Genomic DNA, 22,220 nt, shown 5'->3' with positions numbered 1-22,220 from the left:
GCAGGTAAGTAGGGAACAGCCAGACTGTCCGAGCCGACATCGTGCGCATGGGCGGGTCCTCGTCGCTCGAGAAGTCTTTTATCGGTTACGCATTCATGATGCTGGGCATTGCCACCGCAGCATATTCGATGTCTGCGTCGGTTCGGCTGTGCACCGAGGAATATTCGTAGCGGGTTGAACCGGTTATCGCTGGCACTATCGGCCGAATTCGCCTGGCGTGGAGTCACATCGCATTCGCGTTGATCGGTCCCAGTATTGCCCTCACAGTCGCCGGATTCGCTGTGGGAGGGATCTGCGGCATAGTAGTTGGAGATAAATCGGCACCACACCCGGCGAAGTCGGCGCCGCCGAGATCCAGAAACCGGCAGTGTGTGTTCGTGGCCCTGTGACCGTCATCCTCTTCGGGACGACCTCGAAATTCACACCGACCGCATGCGAAGTCCTAGTCACATTCTTCGTTGTCTCCCTGGACGGTTCACTTGTGCAGCTACCCCCAATCGACACTGGATCTCGAACCATTGGCACACACCCCAACTTCCTGGTTCAGACTTCAAACCAGCGCCGCTACTGCGGCCGACGCTGATCGCGGCAGCACTGAACGCGGTGGGCTTGCTCGTATTCCGCCCTCACGACCTGCGTTGCGGTGTCAGCCCGACATTGTCACCGTGGCGTCTGCGTGCCTAGGCCCGAGTGCCAACACGGCTCGAAACCCTTCGGCGACCGCTGTCATCAGCGCGGGTTGGTCCGGAACTGCTCTCACATCGACGTTGATCCCGATACACACACGCGACGCGTACGACATTAAAGTCGCGTTGAAAGCTGAGCCGAGGGTAGGACTGAAAGCGAATTGACGGGTTATCCGCGCACCGGCGAGGTACAACGGTGTCGAAGAGCCCACGACGTTAGAAGCAACAAAATCCATGTGCTTGAGCATGTCGCCTGTGACCGCGACGGGCAGCAAGTTAAGCATCCTGGCCAAGTAGGGAGATAGCGGAATCGCCGGCTCGCTCCGCCAACGGTCGACGATTATGTGAACACGACGGATCAGTTTCTCAGGATCTGCAATATCGACAGGAAGAGCGAACCTTGCAAGAGTGATTCGGTTACCTCCCAGCGGATCACTACTGTCACGGAGGCTGATGGGCAATGTCACCCTCAGTTGAGTCGGCACGTCGCCGCGGCCCCGGTGGTAGTCGGCCATGCCCAGTAGAAGCGCAGCCAAGAACACGTCGTTCATCGAGCATTGCGTGCCTGCCGCTGCAGCGGCCAGCGCCGCCACCGGAAATTCGATCACGCCGAAACCACGACACGTACTCCGAGCAGTCATCACGGGTGACATCGTTGTGGTCGCCGGTCGCGTCATACGCGCCGTCGACCCGAGGATTCGTGCCACGTCGCGCATCGTCGCGACGGGATGGCGCACTGCGTGCGCGGCGCTTCGGGCCATCGCTTCGGTCATCGCCGCACGTGGGTTTTCGTGTGTTGGAAGAACAACGGGTGGTCTGCGTTCGTCACTGTCCCGAGTGGGCGCGCCAGTCCTGGTGTCATCGGTAATTTCGCGTGTCAATTGCATTCCCCCGACCCCGTCGGTCAGGGAGTGATGAACTTTGACTACGAGCGCTGTTGCACCGTCGTCCAGCCCGTCGAGCACTGTGAGTTCCCATAGCGGACGGTCCTTGTCGAAGGCCGCCATCCCACTCATCCGAGCGAAGTCGAGGACGCCTTTCCAACCGCCCGGCGGTGGTACGGAAGACCTTCGAAGGTGCCAACTCAGGTCGAAGTCCATGTCATCCACCCACAGTGGCGGTTTCCACGGAAATTGTCGTGCAACCGCTTTGCACCTGAAGAGCGGTACCACGTCGATGGCGTGGTTCATCGCGGCGGTCAATCGTTCATGATCTGGGAGTCTGTCCAGCACGATGATCGAGACGATTGTCGAGCGGAGTACCGGATCGGCTTCCATCCGCCAAGACATCAGGTCGGTCTGCGTCATCGATCGTGCATGTTCGCCACTCATATCTACTCGATTCACTTGTCAACGCAACCGATGCAGGATCGGCGATCCTCAGGGCCGTAGTCGAACCTCGTCAACACCTGGCACCGTTGAAGCAAGTGCAGTCACGACACCTCGCTCGGGATCATCTTCGGAAATCCCGCTGACTGTCAAAGTTCCGTCGACGAAACCCACTGCCCACAGATCAGGTCCACCGTAGATGTCGAGCCTGTGCCTCACTTCGTCCACGATTCGATCGGGATCAAGAGCGAGCAGCTCGATCAAATCCTGGCGTGTTACCACTCCGATGACGTCCCTCTGGCGGACGATCGGAACTGCGCGCAGCCCAGAACGCAGCATTTCGGATGCGATGTCGTTGACCGCGACGTCTTCGGTCATTGCGACAACAGGTTGCGTCATCACGTCAGCGACGGATTGTTCGGTCGACTCGGGCGCATGCTCTTGCGACAGTCGTTCGAACCCACTTCTGAGAAGGTCACCTTCGGACACGATCCCGACCAGTCGCTTCTGCTCGTCGACTACTGGGAGTACTGAGAAACCTGACCGCGCAATCTCTCGTAGACAGTCGCCCACACTTCGCGCCTGATCGATTGTCGTCACAGGGCTACTCATGATGTCTCGTGCACGCATGACAATTCTCCTCTAGCTATCCCGCTGGACGTTTCGTCCCATCTCGCGAACGCACGAACGCGACGAATTGATGTTCCCAGCGTGACAAACATGAACCGTGAACCGGAAGTGTCTTCGGCATCCTGGGCAATGGAAATCGACCCCGCGGGGAGTGACTTCCGCCTCTGTAGACCTGATGCGGGACGGAGTTTGCTGAACACTGTCGCTCGCTAACCCAGGCGCACAGCACTCGGACGGGAGAGCTCATGAAAGCGAGTTCCATAGATGCCAGGCGTCGGTGGGTAGAGCCGATCGACGCTGTCGGACCCGAAGACGCACCGACCGTCGGCGGCAAAGCCGCGAATCTCGGCGAACTGAGGCGATCGAACTTTCCGGTTCCGCCGGGGTTCGTGATCACCACCGCCGGCTATCTCGACGCCATGGACGCCTCCGGCTTGAGAGTCGACCTGAAATCAGGGGAACTACCGTCTACCCGCAGCGCCGAGGATGCAGTCGCAGCATCAGTCGTACCCAAAGCGCTGCAAGAGCAGATCATCGACGGCTATCGCGCGCTGGGGCCATCAGGTACGCGTGTCGCGGTCCGTTCGTCCGCTCCCGCAGAAGACGCGTCCGATACCTCGTACGCAGGCATTCACGAAAGCTTCACAAACGTCGCCGGCGACGAAGGCTTGATCGACGCCGTAAGGCGATGCTGGGCATCGTTGTGGTCGGATCGAGCCTTGTCGTACCGCAACCTTCAAGGCGTTGAGGACGAGCCGTCGCTGGCGGTTGTCGTCCAACTGATGGTCGAATCGGACCAGTCGGGGGTCGTATTCACTGCCGACCCGCGCACCGGTGCGCGGGACCGTATCGTCATCGAAGCTGCTACCGGCTTGGGGGAAGTCGTGGTCGGTGGACAGGTGGAACCAGACACTTACGTGGTATCGAAACCGGGCTTCGACATCATCGATGTGCATATCGGTTCACAGGCATTCGCGATCTCGCTGGCCGAAGGGACTGAAAAGGCGTCGGAAATCCCTCTCGCACAACGCGAGCACCAGGTCCTGACCGACGACCAGATCCACCAGCTCGCAGCATTGGCCGCAGCCGTGGAAGAGCACTACCGGCGACCACAGGACCTCGAATTCGCCTACAGCGGAGGACAACTGTGGCTGGTCCAGACACGCCCGATCACCACCCTTTCCGAGCACCCGGACGCACCGGCCGAAGCCCAACACGACGCCGGCGAAAAAACACATGTCCTCGCCCAGGGATTGGGCGCCGGGCCGGGAACTGCTAGCGGACGCGTCCGAGTCCTGCGTTCAGTGGCCGACGGTCGTGATTTGGTCGACGGCGAAATACTGGTGGCCCCGATGACGCGACCGGACTGGTTACCGGTTCTCCGACGAGCCGCCGCCATCGTCACCGACGGCGGTGGCATTACCTGCCACGCAGCTATCGTGGGTCGCGAACTCGGCCGACCGGTTGTCGTCGGAACACGCACGGCAACAAAGGATCTTGCAGACGGAACTTTGATCACAGTCGACGGAACTGCAGGAACGGTCATTGCGGCAGATTCCGTGACCGCCGACTCCTCGAAAAATGCGACCACCACCATGCCGAGGACAATGTCGACACCCCGTTCGGCGACCGCGACATCCGTCTACGTGAACCTGGCGACTCCCGAAGCTGCAGAACGGACAGCGGACACGGACGTCGACGGAGTAGGACTCTTGCGAGCTGAATTCCTGATCATGGACGCTCTTGAAGGGCTGCATCCCCACACGATGATCGCCCGAGGTCTCCACGGAGAGTACGTGGCCAAAATGTCTTCTGCCCTGTCACGTATTGCCGCCGCTTTCGGAGCCCGACCGGTCATCTACCGCGCAATAGACCTCCGCACCAACGAGTTTGCACATCTCGAAGGTGGTGACATCGAACACCACGAAGACAATCCCATGATCGGCTACCGAGGCTGTTTTCGCTATGTGCGGGAACCGGAATTGTTCGCGCTCGATCTCGATGTCATCGCCGAAACGCGAAAGAACTATCCGAACGTGCATTTGATGATTCCGTTCGTTCGCACCGAATGGGAGCTCGCGCGCTGTTTGGCACAATTGGATGCCCACCCGCTCGGGGCGGATCACCGGATGCTTCGATGGGTGATGGCCGAGATACCCTCGGTTGCCCACTGGATTCCCAGGTACGCGGCAATGGGCATCGACGGAGTGTCGATCGGCACCAACGATCTCACTCAACTTGTGCTCGGAGTCGACCGGGATTCGGAGATTTGCCAAGAACTCTTCGACACCATGGATCCTGCCGTCCTCGAAACCATCGACACCATCATCGAGCGTGCCACCCTCGCGGGCATGACGACCTCGCTGTGCGGACAGGCAGTGTCAACCAACCCAACTCTGGCCGAACACCTCGTGAGGCAAGGCATCACGTCGGTTTCCGTGACCCCTGACGCGGTTGACACCGCCCGCCATGCAATCGCGGTCGCTGAACGACGAATCATCCTCGCCCGAGTTCGTTCGGGCGGACGCCGACATCCGAGTCGATGGCTTGACTGAGCATCGGCACCTAGTCGGATCGGACCACTCTCCGATCTGCCCGTGCACGAATCCGTTCGAAGAAGACCTCCACGTCGGCTGGTAAACACGGTGCCGTCCCTGGGGTCTTCAACATCGCAGCCCCGGCTGCAACACCGAACCGAACCGCATCCATCAGCGAACGCTGATGGATGAGCGAATACACCATCCCCGCAACCATGCTGTCCCCCGCGCCCACACCACTGATCGATACGACATCGACCGACGGCACACACTCACACATGTCAGCAGTCACCAGCAAGGCTCCAGCGGCTCCAAGCGAAACGACCACCACCTCCGCAACCTTCTGCGCAACAATAGTTCTCGCCGCGTCGACTTGCTCCCCCCGAGTCTCGAGGGGGCGGTCGACCCATTCACGAAGCTCTCGGATACTCGGCTTGACAAGATAGACACCACTTTTCAATGCGCGCAATGCAGCGCCAGAGGTGTCGACAACCAGCCGCGCTCCGGTTCCCTCCAGGTAATCGACCAACTGCTGAACAAAACCTGCACCCACCCCCGGTGGCAAACTGCCGCTCACGACAACATATCCGGAATCGACGGCGAACTCACGCACTCGCACGAGACACGATTCCACCTCGGCAACGGTGAGAATCGGTCCAGGCAACACAAAACGATACTGCTCACCTGTCGACTCGTCGTCCACGGTGAAACTCTCGCGAGTCGATCCTGAGACGGGCTCGGCCCAATACCGTACTTGTTCACCGATCAGAAGGTCCTCGACCGCTAGGCCGCAATGACCTCCCGAGGGAAACACTGCCATCACGTCGCCGCCGAGCACCCGGAGCACTCGCGCGACGTTTAATCCGCCGCCGCCGGGATCACGACGAGGTGCCGCACAACGCACCTTGTCTGTCGTGTGGACCGTACGCGCGCTGGTCGCTATGTCGAGTGCCGGGTTCATCGTCACCGTCACGACGCGAGAGTCACTCTGCTCCATGTAGTTTCACTTCCAGATGCAGCGTTGATCCATCACGACGAAGCGAATTCGCCCAACCACGGTCACGAATGACCTGCAGCATCGGTGCGTTCGCACCCAAAATTTCGGCCACCATACGCCGTGCCCCATGCAGGTAGGCTTCATCCTCGAGCCGCTTCAAAATCGAAGTCCCGATTCCGTGCAGCCGGTCGCCTTGCGCAACCACGAGGGCGAACTCCACCGTAGTCGGCGAAACCCTCTCCAACGCAACATAGCTTCCGACCCCCACCAATTCTTCGCCGATGAAGGCACCCAGAGCGCATCGCTGATCGTTGCACTCGCACAGTCGATCGGAAAAGGTGGTGAGTTGCTTCGGCTGCGGTCCGAACCACCGCATGTACGAATCATGTTGGTCAAGATGCTCATGGAACCGTTGAACAGCAACCGCGTCGGATGCTCCGAGACACCGGAGAGTTGCAGTGCCGATTCCGCTGCCAGTGGCGGCCATCGATCATCACCTGATTCGGCTGGGGATACTTTCCGATTGAACCGTGCCGTTGCCTTCAGGGGGCAGAGCCTTTTGTCATCGAATACCGTCCTTCGCCCCTACCCGCGCCGGCAGCCCATGCGCGAAGCTCAAACGTGGAGGAATACCGATGACGCCCGCAAGGAGGATCCATGACTGATACGGGATCTCCCACCGACCTGACCAGCGAACAATTCGTCATCGACCGAGACGGACTTGACGAGCTGATCACGGTGTTGATCAGCGAAGGTTATCGCGTCATCGGGCCGACTGTCCGCGACAGCGCTATTGTCCTCGACACTCTCGACTCCGGTGATCAATTGCCGACGGGATGGGGTGTCGATACCGCCCCTGGCCTGTATCGACTACGGAGGAGAGCAGATTCTGCCGTCTTCGGTCACTCCGCCGGCCCGCAATCGTGGAAGCAGTACCTGCACCCGTCGCGGCAACAACTCTGGAGCCAATCCACGGACGATACATTCCACGCACCGCCGACCGAACCGGTCAGATACGCATTTCTCGGCGTACGTGCGTGCGACCTGGCAGCGATCGGCATACTCCAGACAGTGCTCTCTGCTGGCGGAAAGGCGGCAACAAATCTATTCGAGGGTCTTTTCGTGATCGCAGCCAACTGCACGGAACCCGGCGGCGTGTGTTTCTGTGCGTCGATGAACACCGGCCCGAAGGCCAAAACCGGCTACGACCTGTGTCTGACCGAAAGGATCGACAACGACGGCCACCGATTCGTCACCGGGGTCGGCACCACGGAAGGATCACGGATACTCACGCTGGTCCGCGGCAGGCAGGCAACCGACGAAGAAACGACCGAGGCCGCAGGCGCTGTCGCCGACGCAGCAGATCACATGGGTCGGCAAATGCCAGACGTCGATCTTCGCGGCATGCTCCGCGACGCACGGGACGCCGATGTCTGGACGGACGTCGCGTCACGATGCTTGACGTGCGGAAACTGCACGATGGTGTGCCCGACGTGCTTCTGCACTACCACCGAGGACGTCTCCGATCTTGCGGGCGACAATGTCGAGCGATGGCAGCACTGGTCGTCATGTTTCGACCTGGACTACTCACAACTGCACGGTGGCGCAGTACGTGTCAGTGGTGAGAGCCGGTACCGACAGTGGATTTCTCACAAGTTGGGCACCTGGCACGACCAATTCGGTTCGTCCGGGTGCGTCGGTTGCGGCCGATGCATCGACTGGTGTCCAGTGGGAATCGACATCACGGCGGAAGCGGCACGCCTAACCGGCGCTTTGACTGAGGAACCCGACAGCGATACCGGTTGTCCCTCATGAACGATCACGCCTGCGAGCAGCGCCCAAGAGAAATCGAAGGTCTGGCCGACGATCAACGGTCTGAACTCGCTGCCTTCTCACGCGAGGTTCAGCTCGCGCCCGGGACCGTGGTGTTCCACGAAGGCGCCTCCGCTGACAGATGTTGGTTTCTTCGGACCGGCCGGATTACGCTCACCACCAGAATTCCCGGACGTGGCGAGGAAACTGTCGAAACACTTTCTGCCGGTGAAATCTTGGGTGTGTCCTGGTTCCGCCCACCTCGACAGTGGCAATGGACAGCGACCGCGGTCACTCACGTGACAGCAGTCGAAGTCGATGCCACCATGTTGCAATCTGTCGCCGAGAGCGATCCGGATCTCGGACGGGCGATCTACTCGATACTGGCGGACACACTACTCCACCGATTGCAGGCAACACGCGCGCGCCTGCTCGATCTCTATGCACGCGAACATGTTCGGTGAACAACTCGTCCCGACGCCGTGCAAGGTTGTTGCCCGCCGGGACGAGAACAGCGATACCTCGACCCTGACCCTGGCCGCGCCCTCGCAGTCGTTCCCCGGGTTCCGCCCCGGCCAATTCATGATGGTCTACGCACGGGGGGTGGGCGAGATTCCGCTGTCGATCAGTGGGGACCCAGCTCACGCCGATCACACAGTGGTTCATACTGTTCGGGCTGTCGGTGCCGTCAGCCGCGCGCTGCACGAAGCCTCCATCGGTGACATCGTAGGTGTCCGGGGACCTTTCGGAACGGGATGGGATCTGGATTCCGCCAAAGACGATCTGATCGTCGTTGCAGGAGGCGTCGGGTTGGCGGCGGTACGTTCTGCAGTCTTGGAGGCACAGGCCTGCGGTCGATTTCGTCGAGTTGTCCTCAGCGTCGGTGCTCGCCGACCATCCGATCTCCTGTACCGCCCAGATCTCGACAGATGGAGCCGGGGAGACCTGGTCGACCTCGAGCTGTCCGTGGACGTGGCAGAACCTGACTGGCAGGGTCATGTCGGATTTGTCACGCAGTCCCTGAACCGCCTCGTTCTCGAGCCCGGTCGCACGACGGTACTGCTGTGCGGCCCCGAACCGATGATGCGGATGTCGGCTCGGACCATGATCGGCCAAGGCGTTGAGCGCGAGAATATTCGAGTATCACTGGAACGGAACATGCAGTGCGGGACCGGAGTGTGCGGGCACTGTCAACTCGGCGAACTCCTCCTCTGTCGTGACGGTCCGGTAGTCGACTACCACGCGGCCGAGCCACTTCTCGCAGTGAAGGAGCTGTGATGCCCTCACCCACCATGGCGGTATGGAAATTCGCATCCTGCGACGGATGCCAACTGACTCTGCTCGATTGCGAGGACGAACTACTCACTTTGGCCGACGCCGTTCACATCTCACATTTCCTCGAGATGTCGAGCGAGGTGGAAAGCGGTCCATACGATCTCTCACTGGTCGAAGGCTCCATTACCACCGCTGCCGACATCGAACGTATTCATGCCATCCGCGAGAATTCCCGGCATCTGGTGACGATCGGCGCCTGCGCCACTTCTGGTGGGATACAGGCTCTCCGGAACTTTGCGGACATCGCCGAGTTCATGTCCGTGGTCTACGCGAGCGGCGAGTACATCGACACTCTCGCGACGTCCACACCGATCGCAGACCATGTCCCGGTCGATTTCGAACTACGCGGCTGCCCCATCGATCGACGGCAGCTCCTCGAGGTGATCTCGTCGTATCTGACCGGGCGGAAGCCGAACATCCCGGACACCAGTGTCTGCGCCGAATGCAAACGACGTGGCCTCACCTGCGTCATGGTCGCCGACAGCACACCGTGTCTGGGACCCGTGACCCATTCCGGCTGCGGCGCGCTGTGTCCGGCACAGTCGAGGGGTTGCTATGGATGTTTCGGTCCATCAACCCACCCGAACTTGATTGCAATGGCGGGGTGGCTGCGCACCCGCGGGATGACCGGCGAGAGTATCGAGCGCGTCTTCTCGACATTCAACGTTGCCTCCCCCGAGTTCGACGGGATCAGGCGAGATGGACAGTGAAACGAACACGGATACCACCCGACTGACGCTCGGTTCCCTCGCCCGTGTCGAAGGGGAAGGCCGCCTGGCGTTCACGGTCCGACACGGCCGGGTTGAAGCCGCAGAGTTGAACATCTACGAACCCCCTCGATTCTTCGAGTCATTTCTCCGGGGCCGCGATTTCCGCGAGCCTCCCGACATCACGTCCAGGATTTGCGGAATCTGCCCTGTCGCTTACCAAGTCAGCGCCTGCAACGCGATCGAGCAAGCATGCGGTGCGCACCTCCCCCAACCGATTCTCGATCTGCGACGACTTCTGTACTGCGGCGAGTGGATCGCCAGTCACACACTGCATATCTACTTGCTGCACGCCCCTGATTTCCTGGGCGCGTCCGACGCGATCGAACTTGCCCGTATCGCGCGTCCCGACGTCGAACGTGGGCTTACGTTGAAAAAGGCGGGGAACGCGATTCTCGACATGATCGGTGGCCGATCGATTCATCCGGTCAACGTACGCCTCGGCGGGTTCTACCGAACGCCGACGCCCAGTGAACTCGCGCCCCTCGCCGAACAATTACGCTGGGCACTCGACGATGCTCTCGCGACCGTGCAGTGGGTATCACACTTCGAGATCCCAGATGCCGAGGTGGATACCGAACTACTCGCACTGGCTCAGCCAGGCCGCTACGCGATCGAAGACGGCGTGTTGACAACCACATCCGGATCATCGTTCGCGCCGGAGGAATTCTGCGATCACGTCGCGGAACGGCAAGTTCCGCATTCGACCGCGCTGCACGCGCACCTCGACGGCCAGGCGTATCTCACCGGACCGCTGGCTCGATACAGCCTCCACTCCACCGAACTCTCGGAGACCGCTCGTCAAGCGGCCACCGAGGCCGGCTTGGGAACAGTGTGTCGCAACCCGTTTCACAGCATTGTGGTCCGCGCCGTCGAGACAGTGTTCGCCGTGGACGAGGCACTCCGCCTGATAGGTGAGTATCACCGCCCGGAATCGCCGTACGTCGACGTGTCACCCCACGCCGCAACCGGGTACGGCGTCAGTGAAGCCCCCAGAGGCGTGCTGTACCACAGCTACCAACTCGATTCCGAGGGCCGAATCCTGCGGGCCACAATCATTCCGCCCACCTCGCAGAACCAGGCAGCAATCGAGAACGACCTCCGCAACACCCTCGCCGCGAACCTCACGCTGACAGACGCCGAACTGACCGAACTGTGTGAACGGACCATCCGAAACTACGATCCCTGCATCTCGTGTGCCACTCATTTCCTCGACGTGACAATCAACCGCAAATGACTGTCACAGTGGTCGGAGCCGGCAACGAATTCCGCCGAGACGACGGCGTAGGACCTGTGGTGGCGCGAACGATACAAAGCGAGCACCAAGCCGGCGTGAACGTGGTCATCGACAACGGTAGTGAACCTTCAAGGCTGCTCGAAGCATCGACAAGGTCGGATCTGGTGATCATCGTCGACGCTTCAGTCTGCGCTCCGTCTTCCGGCAGCGAGGCGCAACCTGCCGGAACAATTCGTCGGATCACGGATTGGTCGAGAGAGCACTCCGGAATACTCACCAGCTCACACGGACTGGGCATCCTAGAGGCGCTGGCCTTGGCTGCCGCGCTCGGCCGAGAAACCCACCGCGTGGTGATCTACACGATCGAAGCACACGACACCGGCTACGGCATCGGACTTTCACCCTCCGTTGCAGCTTCTGTCTCTGCGGTACTGTCTCTGATCGCAGCCGAAATCTCCGACGTGCAATCTCGGGATCTACCTCCTGGATGGTAGCGACCAGGTTAACGGAGGCGTGGTTGTGACCTTTGCCATCGATTGGCGTCGTTCGCCTCTACTCGGCCGATCTTCACCGGACGAAGCTGAAACCACACCGGCTTCGAAATGGCCGTGAGGATTGCACATCAAGCGACAGGCATGCGTGAACGGAACATGACAAGTCCACCACCACAGCCGAATTGACACCCAGGAACCTCGACAGAGGAGGAATCTGATCGTGAACGAGAAGCATTGGACAGTCGACATAACCATCGACGAGCACACCGCCGAAGAAGGCAACCGGACTCGGGCCATCGCACGCCTTCGCTCGAGGGACGATACCCACATCGTCGGATCCGGTTTCGCTCGGTGTAACCCATCGGATCGCGATGTGCCCGAGATCGGTGACGAGCTCGCGGTCGCGCGTGCTCTTTCCCATTTGGCCCGTCAACTGATCGAGGCTACCGCTGCAGACCTCGAAAGTGTCACGCACGAACCCGCCCACCTGAACGCCTAGCGACATCTCGGGAAGATGTCGAAATCGTAGAAATCGTTGTCGACCAAGGAGATAGCGATGTCGGACAAACTGACTCCCCTCGATGCAGCCTTCCTCGAGGTCGAGGACTCCGATCGACACGCGAATCTCTCCATAGGCGCGGTTGTAGTCGCCGAAGGACCCACACCCACCGACGACGACTTGATCGAGAGACTAAGCACCCGAATTCGATCCCTCCCCCATGCTGCGGATAGGATTCACGCCATCCCGCTCGATCTTGCTGCACCTACGTGGGTCCCTGATCCGAATTTCGATCCAGCTCGCCACTTCACACGGATCGGAGTGCCGAGACCAGGGCGAATGCACGACTTGACGGACACCGTCGCGTGGATCATGTCCGAACGACTCGATCGCGATCGTCCACTGTGGCAATGCTGGTTGATCGAGGGCCTCGAGGACGGCCGCTGGGCAATCCTGGTCAAGGCCCACCACTCTCTCATGGACGGTGTTACCGGGGCCCGATTATTCGACGTATTGTTCGACGAACCCCTCACCTCCGGACCACCAACGGACAAGGAAGCACCGAAAGAACCAGAGTCGCTGTACGGCAAAATGATCGGACTCTACTGCTCGACACTCCGGGCGCCGCAACGGTTGGCCCGCCGGTCCGTCCGGATCGCGGAAGGTACTGCCCAGTTGGCAGGCGATCTGCTGATCCCGAGCGCGAACGGTTCCCTCAACGGGCCGATCGGACATCAACGGCGATACGGGACAGCACAGGTGCGAATGCACGATGTAAGAACTATCTGTTCCGCCTTCGATGTCACCGTGAACGACGTTGCGCTCGCGTGTGTGACCAGTTCGCTGCGCTCACTTCTCCTGCACCGCAACGAAGACATCAGCCGACATGCCGTGAGGACACTCGTCCCGGTCTCTGTTCGGGCATCGAACACCGCCACGTCGTTCCACAACCAGGTCTCGCTCATGCTTCCCTTCCTTCCCGTCGATATCGTAGATCCACTAGACCGCTTGCAGACGATCCACCGCAGACTCTCCCGGCACAAGAACGGCGGTGAATCAGGCAGTGGACAAACGATCACGGCAGCTGCTCAGTACGCACCATTCATGTCCTCCGCCTGGTTCATTCGTCTCGCGATGCGCTTTCCTCAGCGAAGTATCGTCACCGTAGTCACGGACATTCCGGGTCCGACCGAAAAGGGCCGACTGCTAGGGCGTGAAATCATCGGTATCTATCCGTACGTACCGATTGCAGTGCGGTTGCGACTCGGATTCGCAATCCTCAGCTACCACGATCAACTCGCATTCGGAATCACGGCTGACTACGATTCGGTCTCCGAAGTCCAACTTCTCTCATCGTCGATGGAACAGGAAGTCGACTCCCTACTGCGCTCCACGCGGAGCCCCACGTCCGCCGGCGAATTTCACTGATTCGGTCCCGAATTCGATTCATCCGGTCCACAGTCACGCAGTGGCAGGGTCCATCCGTGACGCCCGGCGTGTGCACCACAATCGATCGCCGGCTCGTTTCGACCTTCAGTGAGCAACGCTTCCAGGGGGCGAAATCTACAATCTCGATGACTAGGTCAGTCGGACAGTCGCGCCCGGCCGGAGTTGTACCACTCGACCACGGCATTCGATCTCGATCGGCGGCTGGTTGCCGACCCCGGCACTGACGTGCACTTCTCTCCCATTGATTCGCAGATGCAGGCGGTGGCCCCGGTAGAAGATGGGAAACTCGAGAACTCCGAGTGGTTTCGGCCAATGCGGGGAAAAGATCAGGCGGTCGCCGCGGGTCTCGAGCCCGGTGAAGCACCTTTGCAGCAAGTCGACGCTTCCCGCCATGGCGGCCAGGTGTATTCCCTCTGCGGTAGTGCCCCCCTGCACATCGGCGATATCGGAACGAAGGGCCAGGTCGAAGAATTCCATCGCACGGTCGCGGTTGGCCCGAGCCAGCACCCAGGAATGGACCACACCACTGAGCGTCGAACCGTGCGATGTACGTGCCATGTAATAGTCGATGGTTGCGGGGATGGCATCACCCACAAACTCATAGCCCAAACCATGGAGGATGCAACGCAACTCGTCAGCGGACAACAAGTAGAACAACATCACTACGTCGGCCTGCTTGGAAACCTTGTAGGAGTTGACGTCGTCACCCTCTGCCTCGAGGAGTCGGTCGAGGCGTTGTAGGTCGCCGTATCGCTGACGATATGCGTCCCAATCCAGTTCAGGAAGGTCCGCGTACCCCTCGAATTGGCTGATGACATCGTCGTGAAACGGGACGAACATCTTGTGCGTAATGTCTCTCCAGCGCTCGATCTCCAGTGTGGGCAGTTCCAGCTTCTGAGTCAGGTCCGACCGGATCTGCAGTGGCACAACATCCAATGCCTCGAGGGCTCGCAGGATCACCCACACCGACATGACATTGGTATAGGCGTTGTTGTCGATCCCGTCACAGGGAGCATCCGGATATCCGGAGTGGAATTCGTCAGGGCCGATGATGCCCTGGATGACATACCGTCCGCGCATCTGGTCGAGTGAAGCGAGATCCGCGTAGAACCGAGCGATTTCCACCAGCATTTCGGCACCGAACTCGATCAGGTATTCCAAATCGCCGGTGACCTGATAGTACTGCCACACGTTGTACGCAATCGCGATGCCGCTGTGATGCTGGCGCCGACTCGGATCCGGGTTCCAGCGCCCGGATCTCGGATTGAGATGAAGTTGCTGGCTCTCTTCCCGTCCGTCACTACCCGACTGCCAGGGAAACATCGCTCCTCGATGACCGGCTTCGATCGCAGCCCGACGGGCCTCCCCCAATCGACGGTACCGATACCGGAGCAAGGACCGCGTCAGCGTAGGCAAGCGCAGGTTCAGCGCCGAAAAAACGAACAACTCGTCCCAGAAGATATGTCCACGATAGGCCTCTCCGTGCAATCCGCGAGCCGGTACTCCGGCATCGCGGTCGGCGGTGTTCGGCGAGACCGTCTGCAGCAAGTGAAGTAGATGAAATCGGATTACACGCAGTGCGTGACCGTGACCAATGAGGTCGATGCCCATGCGATCCCACAGACTTGCCATGGTGAGAACGTGACCGTCGAGCAATTCATCGAATCGGTCTGGACGAGACAGCCAGCGCTCGGCTTCGTCCGCGGGCTCGGTCACAGCGGGATCACGTCCGGTGAACACCGTCACCATCTTCTCGAGAGTCGCCGAGCAGCCCGCTGCGAGATGCAAAGATATGTCGTGCCCGATCCGCCCTTCTCCTTCTACCCGTCGATACTCAGTCGAAGTCGGTTCGCCATCGCTCCACACCGTATGCCGGGCGGCCATCGCCACCGGTATCCGAGAGCGATTGGTCTGCACCACGAGCAGAACCACGTTCTCGGATAGCTCTCTGGCCTCCAGCAGTACGAGGTGTTGAGAGCCGAGTTCGCGATAACGCTCCACCAACCCGTTGCGGACCGTACCGTCCAGTTCCGAACGGATCTCGAGTAGGCCCGCCCAATCTTCAGCCACGATCGTCGTCTCGAGCGCACAGGCATGCGGGAGGTGCATGGCAACACATCTCCGCTGGATAACCGTCGTGGTGTATCCCTCCATGTCGCGCACCCGGAATCGGCGCGTCAGCATTGCCCGGCGAAGATCGACGTACTGGCGATACTCGAGCACCTCCACAGTATCGATATCGAACCACGGGCCCCCGTCGATCCGGAATGTCACCGGCAACCAGTTCGGCAGGTTGACGATGCTCTCGTTGTCGACTGTGATTCCCGATACTTCGTCCTGCAAGCGGTTGAAGACGCCCGCAGCGTACGTGCCCGGATAGTGGATGGCCCCGGCACAGCACTCCGGAGCACATCCCCGAGTGGCGAATGCTCCATTTCCGAGGGTGCACAGTGCCTCCCTCAACTTCTCTGTGTTCGGATCGTAGCCTTCGAAGAACACAGTCCAGGGATCGCCGGCGGGTGGCATCGTCTGCGCGCCGCTGCCCAGCAGATCTGCCAACCATTGCACCAATTTACGGACCTGGACGGGACTGTCTACCGCGAACCGAGCAGCCGACCGCCGGTCGCCGTTCTCGAAGTGGCGCACCACGATCCCGACGCCGCGGTCGCGGAGTATGACGAAAGCATCCTCGTCGGTGAAGTCATCGCCGATGTAAAAAGGCAGCACGTTGTCGGCATCGACGAGGTGATCGAGAATCCAGTCCAGCGTTCGACCTTTGTCCCAGTTAACGTCAGGGCGAAGCTCGATCACCATCCGTCCGCGGGTGGCACGAAGCCCGGTTCCACCCCCAACCTCCTGAACCACCGCGGAAGTCTCAGTGCGCCTGTCGAGGTCGGCATTGCGATAGTGGACTGAGAGACCAAACCGCTTGCGTTCCAGGACAACCCCAGGAATACCGGTCAAGCGATCACGTAGAATGTCCGCCGCGCGCTCGAGATTCGGCACCGAGGCCACAGCCAGGTCATTTCGATAGCGCTGCCCGTCCGGCCCGACGATTTCGAAACCGTGACTACCGGCGTACCAGATTCCGGGCATGCCAACTCGGGTCTCGATGTCCGCCAGATCGCGGCCGGTGATCACGCCGATCGTGCAATAGCGAGTCAGCCTCGCGAGATCTTCCTTCATCCCGTCGACGAGAGTGGCAGCGGCTGGGTCGTTCACGATGTTCGATAGGGTTCCGTCGAAGTCAAGAAAGACGACAGGTCGCCGGGAACGCAAAAGGGTCGTCAGCTGACCGAGTGATGTGAGAGCTTCCGGTATTTCCGACATTCGGCGGTCGTGACGACGTGGGTGGATCGAAGGCATAGTCATGGACTCGACTCCAACGATTCATCGATGCCTGCGGGAAGCCACTCGTCGCAATTGTCGGACACGATCGGCCACGAAGTATCGCCGGATTCCTTGATACACAATTTCTTTCGATGCCATTCTCTATTCGCCAACGCATTCACCGCCCGGCTGTCGGACCATCAGGAGTGGGCACGGCGTTTTGTGCAGCAAAGCTGTGCCGGTCGAGCCGATGTCCATCCCCACGAAACCGCCCCTTCCTCGGGTTCCGACCACAACGAGCTGGGCATCGGCCGCCAAATCCAGGAGATGCTCAACAGGCCGGTCCCGAACCAGATTCCGCCGCACCCTGACCTCAGGGAATTGCTTCCACCACCTGGACACACTTTCCGCCAGCACCAACCGGCCTGCCTCCTCTACCGCAGCGCGGACCTCGGTCGCCGAATCGTCATGCAGCGTAGACATATCCTGGTCGAAACAAGCGTGCAGCACGATCAGGGACGCTCCACGAAGAGCACATTCTTCGAAGGCGAGACCGATGGCCGGCTCACTGTTCATCGAGCCGTCGACGCCGACTACGACGGGCCCCTCGACGGTCTCGTCCCTTGACCAACCGTCTATCACTGCCACCGGGCATTTCGCTCGACGTGCTACGGCCGCGCACACAGAACCGACAAACCCTCTGGAGTACTCATCGAGCCCGCGACGACCGAGCACGATCATCGATGCATCGGCGGATCGATCGATGAGCGCTCCCGGAGCATACTGACGTGACACTTCCCCGCGGACCTCGATCGAACCGGCGACAGCCTCGGCCCTGGCGATCCCCAGGGCCGTGGCAAGCACTCGATCTGCGCGGTCACGTAGTTCGCGGGCGAGGTCTGGACCATCATTTGTGCGTCGATAGGTCGTGGCGCACACGAGCAGTAGCGGCACGTCACGCAAGGTTGCCTCCCTTACAGCCCACCCCAGAGCATCGCGCGAGTGCTGAGATCCGTCTATTCCCACAATGATCGGAGATCTCGCCATCAGGACCTCCACAACAATCGATGTCAGCGTCAAGCACCAATACGTTCGCAACCATCGCTTCCCCCACACAACTGTTCAGCTCGACCCGACTCGGCTCAATCTGACTCCGGGGGCACGTCGTACAGCGCGGCGCCAGCGGTCACGCCCGCCCCAGCCGCGACCAGCATCGTTCGAGAGCCTGCAAAGCGTCGCGGTTTCTCCCTCGCCAATCCTGCGATCAGGGCAGCCGTGTGAATGTACTCGTCGTCGGCCACGATGACCCGTGAGCTCGCACTCCCCAACCGTGTCGCGAGTGCCGAACGGAATGCCGGGCGAGCCGGAGCAGCCACGATGAAATCGACCTCCGCCAGAGCGATTTTCGCCTGCCGCAGGCATGCGGAAACTGCTTCGTGACCGGCTGCGGCGTAGTCGTCATCGAGCGAGTCGGACACTTGGAAACGCAGGATGTTTCGATTGTCTGCCTGTCCGACAGTTGCCCGGAAAGACTCCCCGCGGTCGAGATCATTGACCCAATGCACCGGGCCAAGACCATACCGATCATCGGTCCAGCGGCATAACGCCGCTCCCCCGGCTGCCGAGAACGGAAACCTCTCACTGAGCCGATGCCCCGGGTCTGCATCACTGGCAACGACGAGAGCCCGTTCGATCACTCCGGAGCGGAGGAATCCGTCGACGATCTGCAGCGCGGTCAGGACGCCACAGGTGCCATTCGCGATATCGAAAGAGAAGGTCCCGTGATCGCCCGTGTGCGGGTCTTCCGGATGAGCGCCGATATCGTCCTGAATCAGCGCGGCAAGAGCCGGCTCACCAAGGTTCCGGTCGCGATACAAACCCGCGTTCACGAGCAGATCCAAGCCATCCGGGCTGCAACCGGCCTTTCCGAGGCACGACTGAGCCGCCGCTACCGCAAGGTGCAGTGCGCTGTGCCGCCTCAGCCATCCAGCCCGAGTGACCATCACCTGCTCAATGATCGTTCCCATAGCGCGCCACCAGTTCTTCGTCGATTTCCACAAGCACTACCCCGATCTCCAGCCCGGAGGCCAGGGAGATCAATGCAACTGTCTCTCCCGGTTTGATCCGGCCGGCCTCGAGTTCTTCGACCAATGCCACGGTATGAGTTGTCGAGGCTGTGTTCCCGTATCGATCGACGGTGATGACCGCGTCATGGCGCGGACTGTCGCCGAACGACAGCGCCATCTCAGCCATGCCCTTCTTGATTGCACGCGCCGACGTTTGATGGGTGATCACATGGTCGATGTCATGGATCGACAGTCCGAGTGTGTCTAGTACCTCGTGCAGAAGTAACGGGGTATCGGCGATGGCGGCCTTTTGAATGGCTCGCGAATTGGTGAACATGCGAGCACCCGGCTCCCCGCCCTTCGGGTAAGCGAGACACAACCGGCTGTAGTCCGCGACCGTTGTAAACCCGGCGATGCGGATCCCGACTGCGCCCACGGGCGCCCGTTCGAGGACGAGCGCGGCGCCCGCATCGCCCAAGGTCAAGGAAGCCAACTCTCTGCTCAATATGTTGTGAATATGCTTGGCAGCATTGTGACCGAGCTGAGAGATATACTCACCGCTGACAACCAGCGCCCGCTCGATCAGTCCCAGGCGGATCCAATTGTTGGCCACCATCACCCCAGTGAGCATCCCAGCACAAGCATTGGAAAGATCGAAGCTCATAGCCCGGTCTGCACAGAGGTTCCGCGCGACGGCACTACTCATCGTCGGTTCTAGCCATTGAGTCATACCGCCCCTAAACTTGGTGATACTGCAGCTGATCACCACATCTATCGACTCGACGGCACAACCCGACCGACGCAAGGCATCCCGCGCAGCTGCCGTTGCGAGAGTGTAGGAATCCTCATCGCCCACGCTGACCCGCCGCTCGTGGATTCCAGTCAGTCGTTCGAGATCGATACCCGTGTTGTGGCGTGTTGTCGCCATCAAATCCTCAGTCGTAAGTCTGGTGACGGGAAGATGCCGACCTGCCCCCGCCACCCGCGTTCGATACGGCACTCGTCTGTCGTCATTTTCCGAGTCCGTCAACAGCCAGTGTTTGACCATTTCACTTGATACCTCGCGCCGGCGTTCCTGAATCGTGAGTTAGTGCATCGGCATCATCTGCATGGGCGGCAGTATGCCCATTCCGTGGAGACACATCATGAACATGTGGAACATCTGCATGGCATCCATGGCCGTCACCTCCTTCGTACTTGTGCCGAACCACTCAGGGGGATGGGTCGGTTCGCAGAATCGCCAGCCGGCTTCGATACTCGTTCTCATCTATATCCCCGCGCGCGAATCGCTCGGCAAGAATTTGCTCGGCGCTGTGTCGCGGCGGCGGAAAACTCTGCAACCGACTGCTTCCAGGCGGCTGACTCCCCGACTCTGTCGGTCCATGTCCGGCGTAGCGAATGAGCAGAAAGATCCCCAGGATCAGCAAGCCCCAAAACAAGGCCATACCTACGAACATCAGCAGGTAACCCCAACTACTGAAATAGTGATCGTCGTACATCACAGCGAGGCCTCCCATCTCTCCATGCGTGCCGTACGCACTTCCCCACCAGCGGAGCACTCACGCATACTCCTTCATGATGCGCCCTTACACGACGCGCACACAGAGTCTTTCTGCTCATATCGGCAGATGCGCCAAGCCCCGCCATGCTGCCGCAAGTCCGTGTTTGTAGAGCACTTCTGCTCCACCTTCCCCAAGCGTGCCGGCGCAGGAATCTTCCCGATCAACACGACGTTTCAAAGAAGTAACGCGGTGGTAATCGACGACCCAAGATCGACTGAGAAGTGCAGACCATGACGAACCTCCCCGAGATCGAGGAGCTACTCTCGACGACCGTTTCATCCACCCCTCGTAGGGACGGATCCGACGGGGGTGCTCCCCTGTCCACTCCAGGCGTCATGCTGATCGACCCACGGTTCGGTCAGCTGGCTGCCCAGTTCTTCCGCCTCTTCGAACGCCCTTCCAACGGCGGCGGAGCGCTGGCGGTCTACCTCGAAGGAGAACCGGTACTCGACATCTGGTCCGGGTGGTCGACCCGCGACACCCGTTGGAACGCTTCCACGGTATCTGTGTCCTTCTCCACCGGAAAAGGGGTTGCCAGCACGGTATTGCACCGTGTCGCAGAACGTGGGCTCATCGACTACGACGCACCCATCGCGAAATACTGGCCCGAATTCGCTTACGCCGGCAAGGATGACGTAACCGTACGGCAACTGTTGACCCACCGTGCCGGGCTACATCGCGTTCGCGGACTTGTCACCGGCCGACTTGCGATGCTCGATCACGACGGCATGGCCAACGCCCTGGCCTCGGCAACACCGGATATCCGTCGCCTCGACTCACCCGGGTATCACGCAGTCACATTCGGATCTCTCGTCGCCGAACTCACGACGCGGGCAACCGGAACATCGTTTACCGACCTTGTACGTACCGAGATAGCGGAACCTCTTGACATTCCGGACTTCTGGTTCAAGGTCCCCGAAGACGAACGTCATCGAATTGCGAAGCTGTTTCCTCATATCAATCAGTTCAAGGTGCCGTGGGATACAGCTTCTTACGCTTTGACCCGTCTACCTGTCCTCAAGAACATCGCGGATGCCGGAATGCCGGCAGGCTTCGACGAACTCGTCCGCAATCCCGTCATCCATGATTACGTGATGCCTGGTTGGAACGGTGTGTTCAGCGCGCGAGCTCTTGCTCGCATGTATGCAGCACTTGCCAATCGAGGAATGGTCGGAGGAATCAGGTTCTTGAGCGAAGACACCCTCGAACAGATGGGTGAAGTGCAGACTACTGCGCGCGATTACGTTCTCGGAGTCCGCATGAACTGGCGGCTGGGTTATCACTCGGCATTTGTAACCAGCCGCACCCAGTCGTTGCAAGCCTTCGGGCACTACGGGCTCGGCGGATCAGGTGCGTTCGCTGACCCGGAAACTCGTTTGTCCGTCGCATTCGTCACGAACCGAATGGGTGGGTCTCTGACTCCGTTCGCCGACCTCCGGTTGGCCGGACTGGGTGCCAGAGCGGAATCCATCGCCCGCGCACTATAGGCAC

The 22,220-nt window shown here is 60.2% G+C and carries 19 protein-coding genes; 10 read left to right on the top strand and 9 right to left on the bottom strand.

Annotated features, from left to right (window positions below):
* Positions 1-646 precede the first annotated feature (646 nt).
* A complete protein-coding gene (locus G9U53_RS24960) occupies positions 647-1,993 on the bottom strand; it encodes a wax ester/triacylglycerol synthase domain-containing protein (RefSeq protein WP_242692710.1) in 1,347 nt (448 codons plus the stop codon).
* 72 nt (positions 1,994-2,065) lie between these two features.
* Positions 2,066-2,644 (bottom strand): CBS domain-containing protein, encoded by a 579-nt coding sequence (locus G9U53_RS24955; RefSeq protein ID WP_064688400.1) that lies wholly within the window; start codon positions 2,642-2,644, stop codon positions 2,066-2,068.
* A 245-nt stretch (positions 2,645-2,889) separates the two neighbouring features.
* Between G9U53_RS24955 and ppsA the strand changes: the two genes are divergently transcribed.
* Positions 2,890-5,199 (top strand): phosphoenolpyruvate synthase, encoded by a 2,310-nt coding sequence (gene ppsA, locus G9U53_RS24950; RefSeq protein WP_165639352.1) that lies wholly within the window; start codon positions 2,890-2,892, stop codon positions 5,197-5,199.
* 10 nt (positions 5,200-5,209) lie between these two features.
* On the opposite strand, the gene G9U53_RS24945 is transcribed toward ppsA, so the two are convergent.
* Together G9U53_RS24945 and G9U53_RS24940 are read right to left on the bottom strand one after the other, a co-directional pair.
* The gene (locus G9U53_RS24945) at positions 5,210-6,178 is read right to left on the bottom strand and encodes a 1-phosphofructokinase family hexose kinase (protein ID WP_165639351.1); all 969 of its coding nucleotides are present in this window, start codon (positions 6,176-6,178) and stop codon (positions 5,210-5,212) included.
* Positions 6,165-6,554: a GNAT family N-acetyltransferase gene (locus tag G9U53_RS24940; RefSeq protein ID WP_242692708.1), complete on the bottom strand. Its 390-nt coding sequence runs from the start codon at positions 6,552-6,554 to the stop codon at positions 6,165-6,167. The genes G9U53_RS24945 and G9U53_RS24940 overlap by 14 nt, the downstream gene beginning before the upstream one ends.
* Before the next feature lie 281 nt (positions 6,555-6,835).
* Here G9U53_RS24940 and G9U53_RS24935 point away from each other — a divergent pair, with 281 nt between their 5' ends.
* The 8 genes from G9U53_RS24935 to G9U53_RS24900 all read left to right on the top strand — a co-directional run bounded on the left by G9U53_RS24935 (position 6,836) and on the right by G9U53_RS24900 (position 13,750).
* The gene (locus G9U53_RS24935) at positions 6,836-7,993 is read left to right on the top strand and encodes a 4Fe-4S dicluster domain-containing protein (RefSeq protein ID WP_165639349.1); all 1,158 of its coding nucleotides are present in this window, start codon (positions 6,836-6,838) and stop codon (positions 7,991-7,993) included.
* The gene (locus G9U53_RS24930; RefSeq protein WP_165639348.1) at positions 7,990-8,454 is read left to right on the top strand and encodes a cyclic nucleotide-binding domain-containing protein; all 465 of its coding nucleotides are present in this window, start codon (positions 7,990-7,992) and stop codon (positions 8,452-8,454) included. Before G9U53_RS24935 ends, G9U53_RS24930 begins: the two co-directional genes overlap by 4 nt.
* Positions 8,444-9,268 (top strand): FAD/NAD(P)-binding protein, encoded by an 825-nt coding sequence (locus tag G9U53_RS24925; protein ID WP_165639347.1) that lies wholly within the window; start codon positions 8,444-8,446, stop codon positions 9,266-9,268. The genes G9U53_RS24930 and G9U53_RS24925 overlap by 11 nt, the downstream gene beginning before the upstream one ends.
* Positions 9,268-10,035, top strand: coding sequence for an oxidoreductase (locus tag G9U53_RS24920; protein ID WP_054186604.1), 768 nt, complete (start codon positions 9,268-9,270; stop codon positions 10,033-10,035). Before G9U53_RS24925 ends, G9U53_RS24920 begins: the two co-directional genes overlap by 1 nt.
* Positions 10,025-11,329: a Ni/Fe hydrogenase subunit alpha gene (locus G9U53_RS24915; RefSeq protein ID WP_165639346.1), complete on the top strand. Its 1,305-nt coding sequence runs from the start codon at positions 10,025-10,027 to the stop codon at positions 11,327-11,329. The genes G9U53_RS24920 and G9U53_RS24915 overlap by 11 nt, the downstream gene beginning before the upstream one ends.
* Complete coding sequence (locus G9U53_RS24910) at positions 11,326-11,823, top strand: hydrogenase maturation protease (RefSeq protein WP_165639345.1); 498 nt, start codon at positions 11,326-11,328, stop codon at positions 11,821-11,823. Before G9U53_RS24915 ends, G9U53_RS24910 begins: the two co-directional genes overlap by 4 nt.
* A gap of 214 nt (positions 11,824-12,037) precedes the next feature.
* Positions 12,038-12,322 (top strand): DUF1876 domain-containing protein, encoded by a 285-nt coding sequence (locus G9U53_RS24905; protein WP_081559322.1) that lies wholly within the window; start codon positions 12,038-12,040, stop codon positions 12,320-12,322.
* A gap of 57 nt (positions 12,323-12,379) precedes the next feature.
* Positions 12,380-13,750, top strand: coding sequence for a wax ester/triacylglycerol synthase family O-acyltransferase (locus tag G9U53_RS24900; protein WP_165639344.1), 1,371 nt, complete (start codon positions 12,380-12,382; stop codon positions 13,748-13,750).
* 150 nt (positions 13,751-13,900) lie between these two features.
* On the opposite strand, the gene otsB is transcribed toward G9U53_RS24900, so the two are convergent.
* From otsB to G9U53_RS24875, 5 genes are all read right to left on the bottom strand, one after another.
* Positions 13,901-17,143, bottom strand: coding sequence for a trehalose-phosphatase (gene otsB, locus G9U53_RS24895; protein ID WP_165639343.1), 3,243 nt, complete (start codon positions 17,141-17,143; stop codon positions 13,901-13,903).
* A 120-nt stretch (positions 17,144-17,263) separates the two neighbouring features.
* A complete protein-coding gene (locus G9U53_RS24890) occupies positions 17,264-18,148 on the bottom strand; it encodes a universal stress protein (protein ID WP_054187222.1) in 885 nt (294 codons plus the stop codon).
* Between the two features lie 95 nt (positions 18,149-18,243).
* The gene (locus G9U53_RS24885; protein WP_054187211.1) at positions 18,244-19,128 is read right to left on the bottom strand and encodes a 3-oxoacyl-ACP synthase; all 885 of its coding nucleotides are present in this window, start codon (positions 19,126-19,128) and stop codon (positions 18,244-18,246) included.
* Positions 19,112-20,215, bottom strand: a complete 1,104-nt coding sequence (locus G9U53_RS24880) for a 3-oxoacyl-[acyl-carrier-protein] synthase III C-terminal domain-containing protein (RefSeq protein WP_165639342.1) — start codon at positions 20,213-20,215, stop codon at positions 19,112-19,114. The genes G9U53_RS24885 and G9U53_RS24880 overlap by 17 nt, the downstream gene beginning before the upstream one ends.
* Positions 20,216-20,378: 163 nt before the next feature.
* Positions 20,379-20,666 (bottom strand): SHOCT domain-containing protein, encoded by a 288-nt coding sequence (locus G9U53_RS24875; RefSeq protein ID WP_054187221.1) that lies wholly within the window; start codon positions 20,664-20,666, stop codon positions 20,379-20,381.
* Between the two features lie 398 nt (positions 20,667-21,064).
* Between G9U53_RS24875 and G9U53_RS24870 the strand changes: the two genes are divergently transcribed.
* Complete coding sequence (locus G9U53_RS24870; protein WP_242692743.1) at positions 21,065-22,216, top strand: serine hydrolase domain-containing protein; 1,152 nt, start codon at positions 21,065-21,067, stop codon at positions 22,214-22,216.
* Positions 22,217-22,220: the final 4 nt, after the last annotated feature.

It is taken from the genome of Rhodococcus sp. D-46 (genome assembly GCF_011290655.1).
GTDB lineage: Bacteria > Actinomycetota > Actinomycetes > Mycobacteriales > Mycobacteriaceae > Rhodococcus_F > Rhodococcus_F qingshengii.
This window is presented reverse-complemented; position numbering and strand designations above follow the sequence as displayed.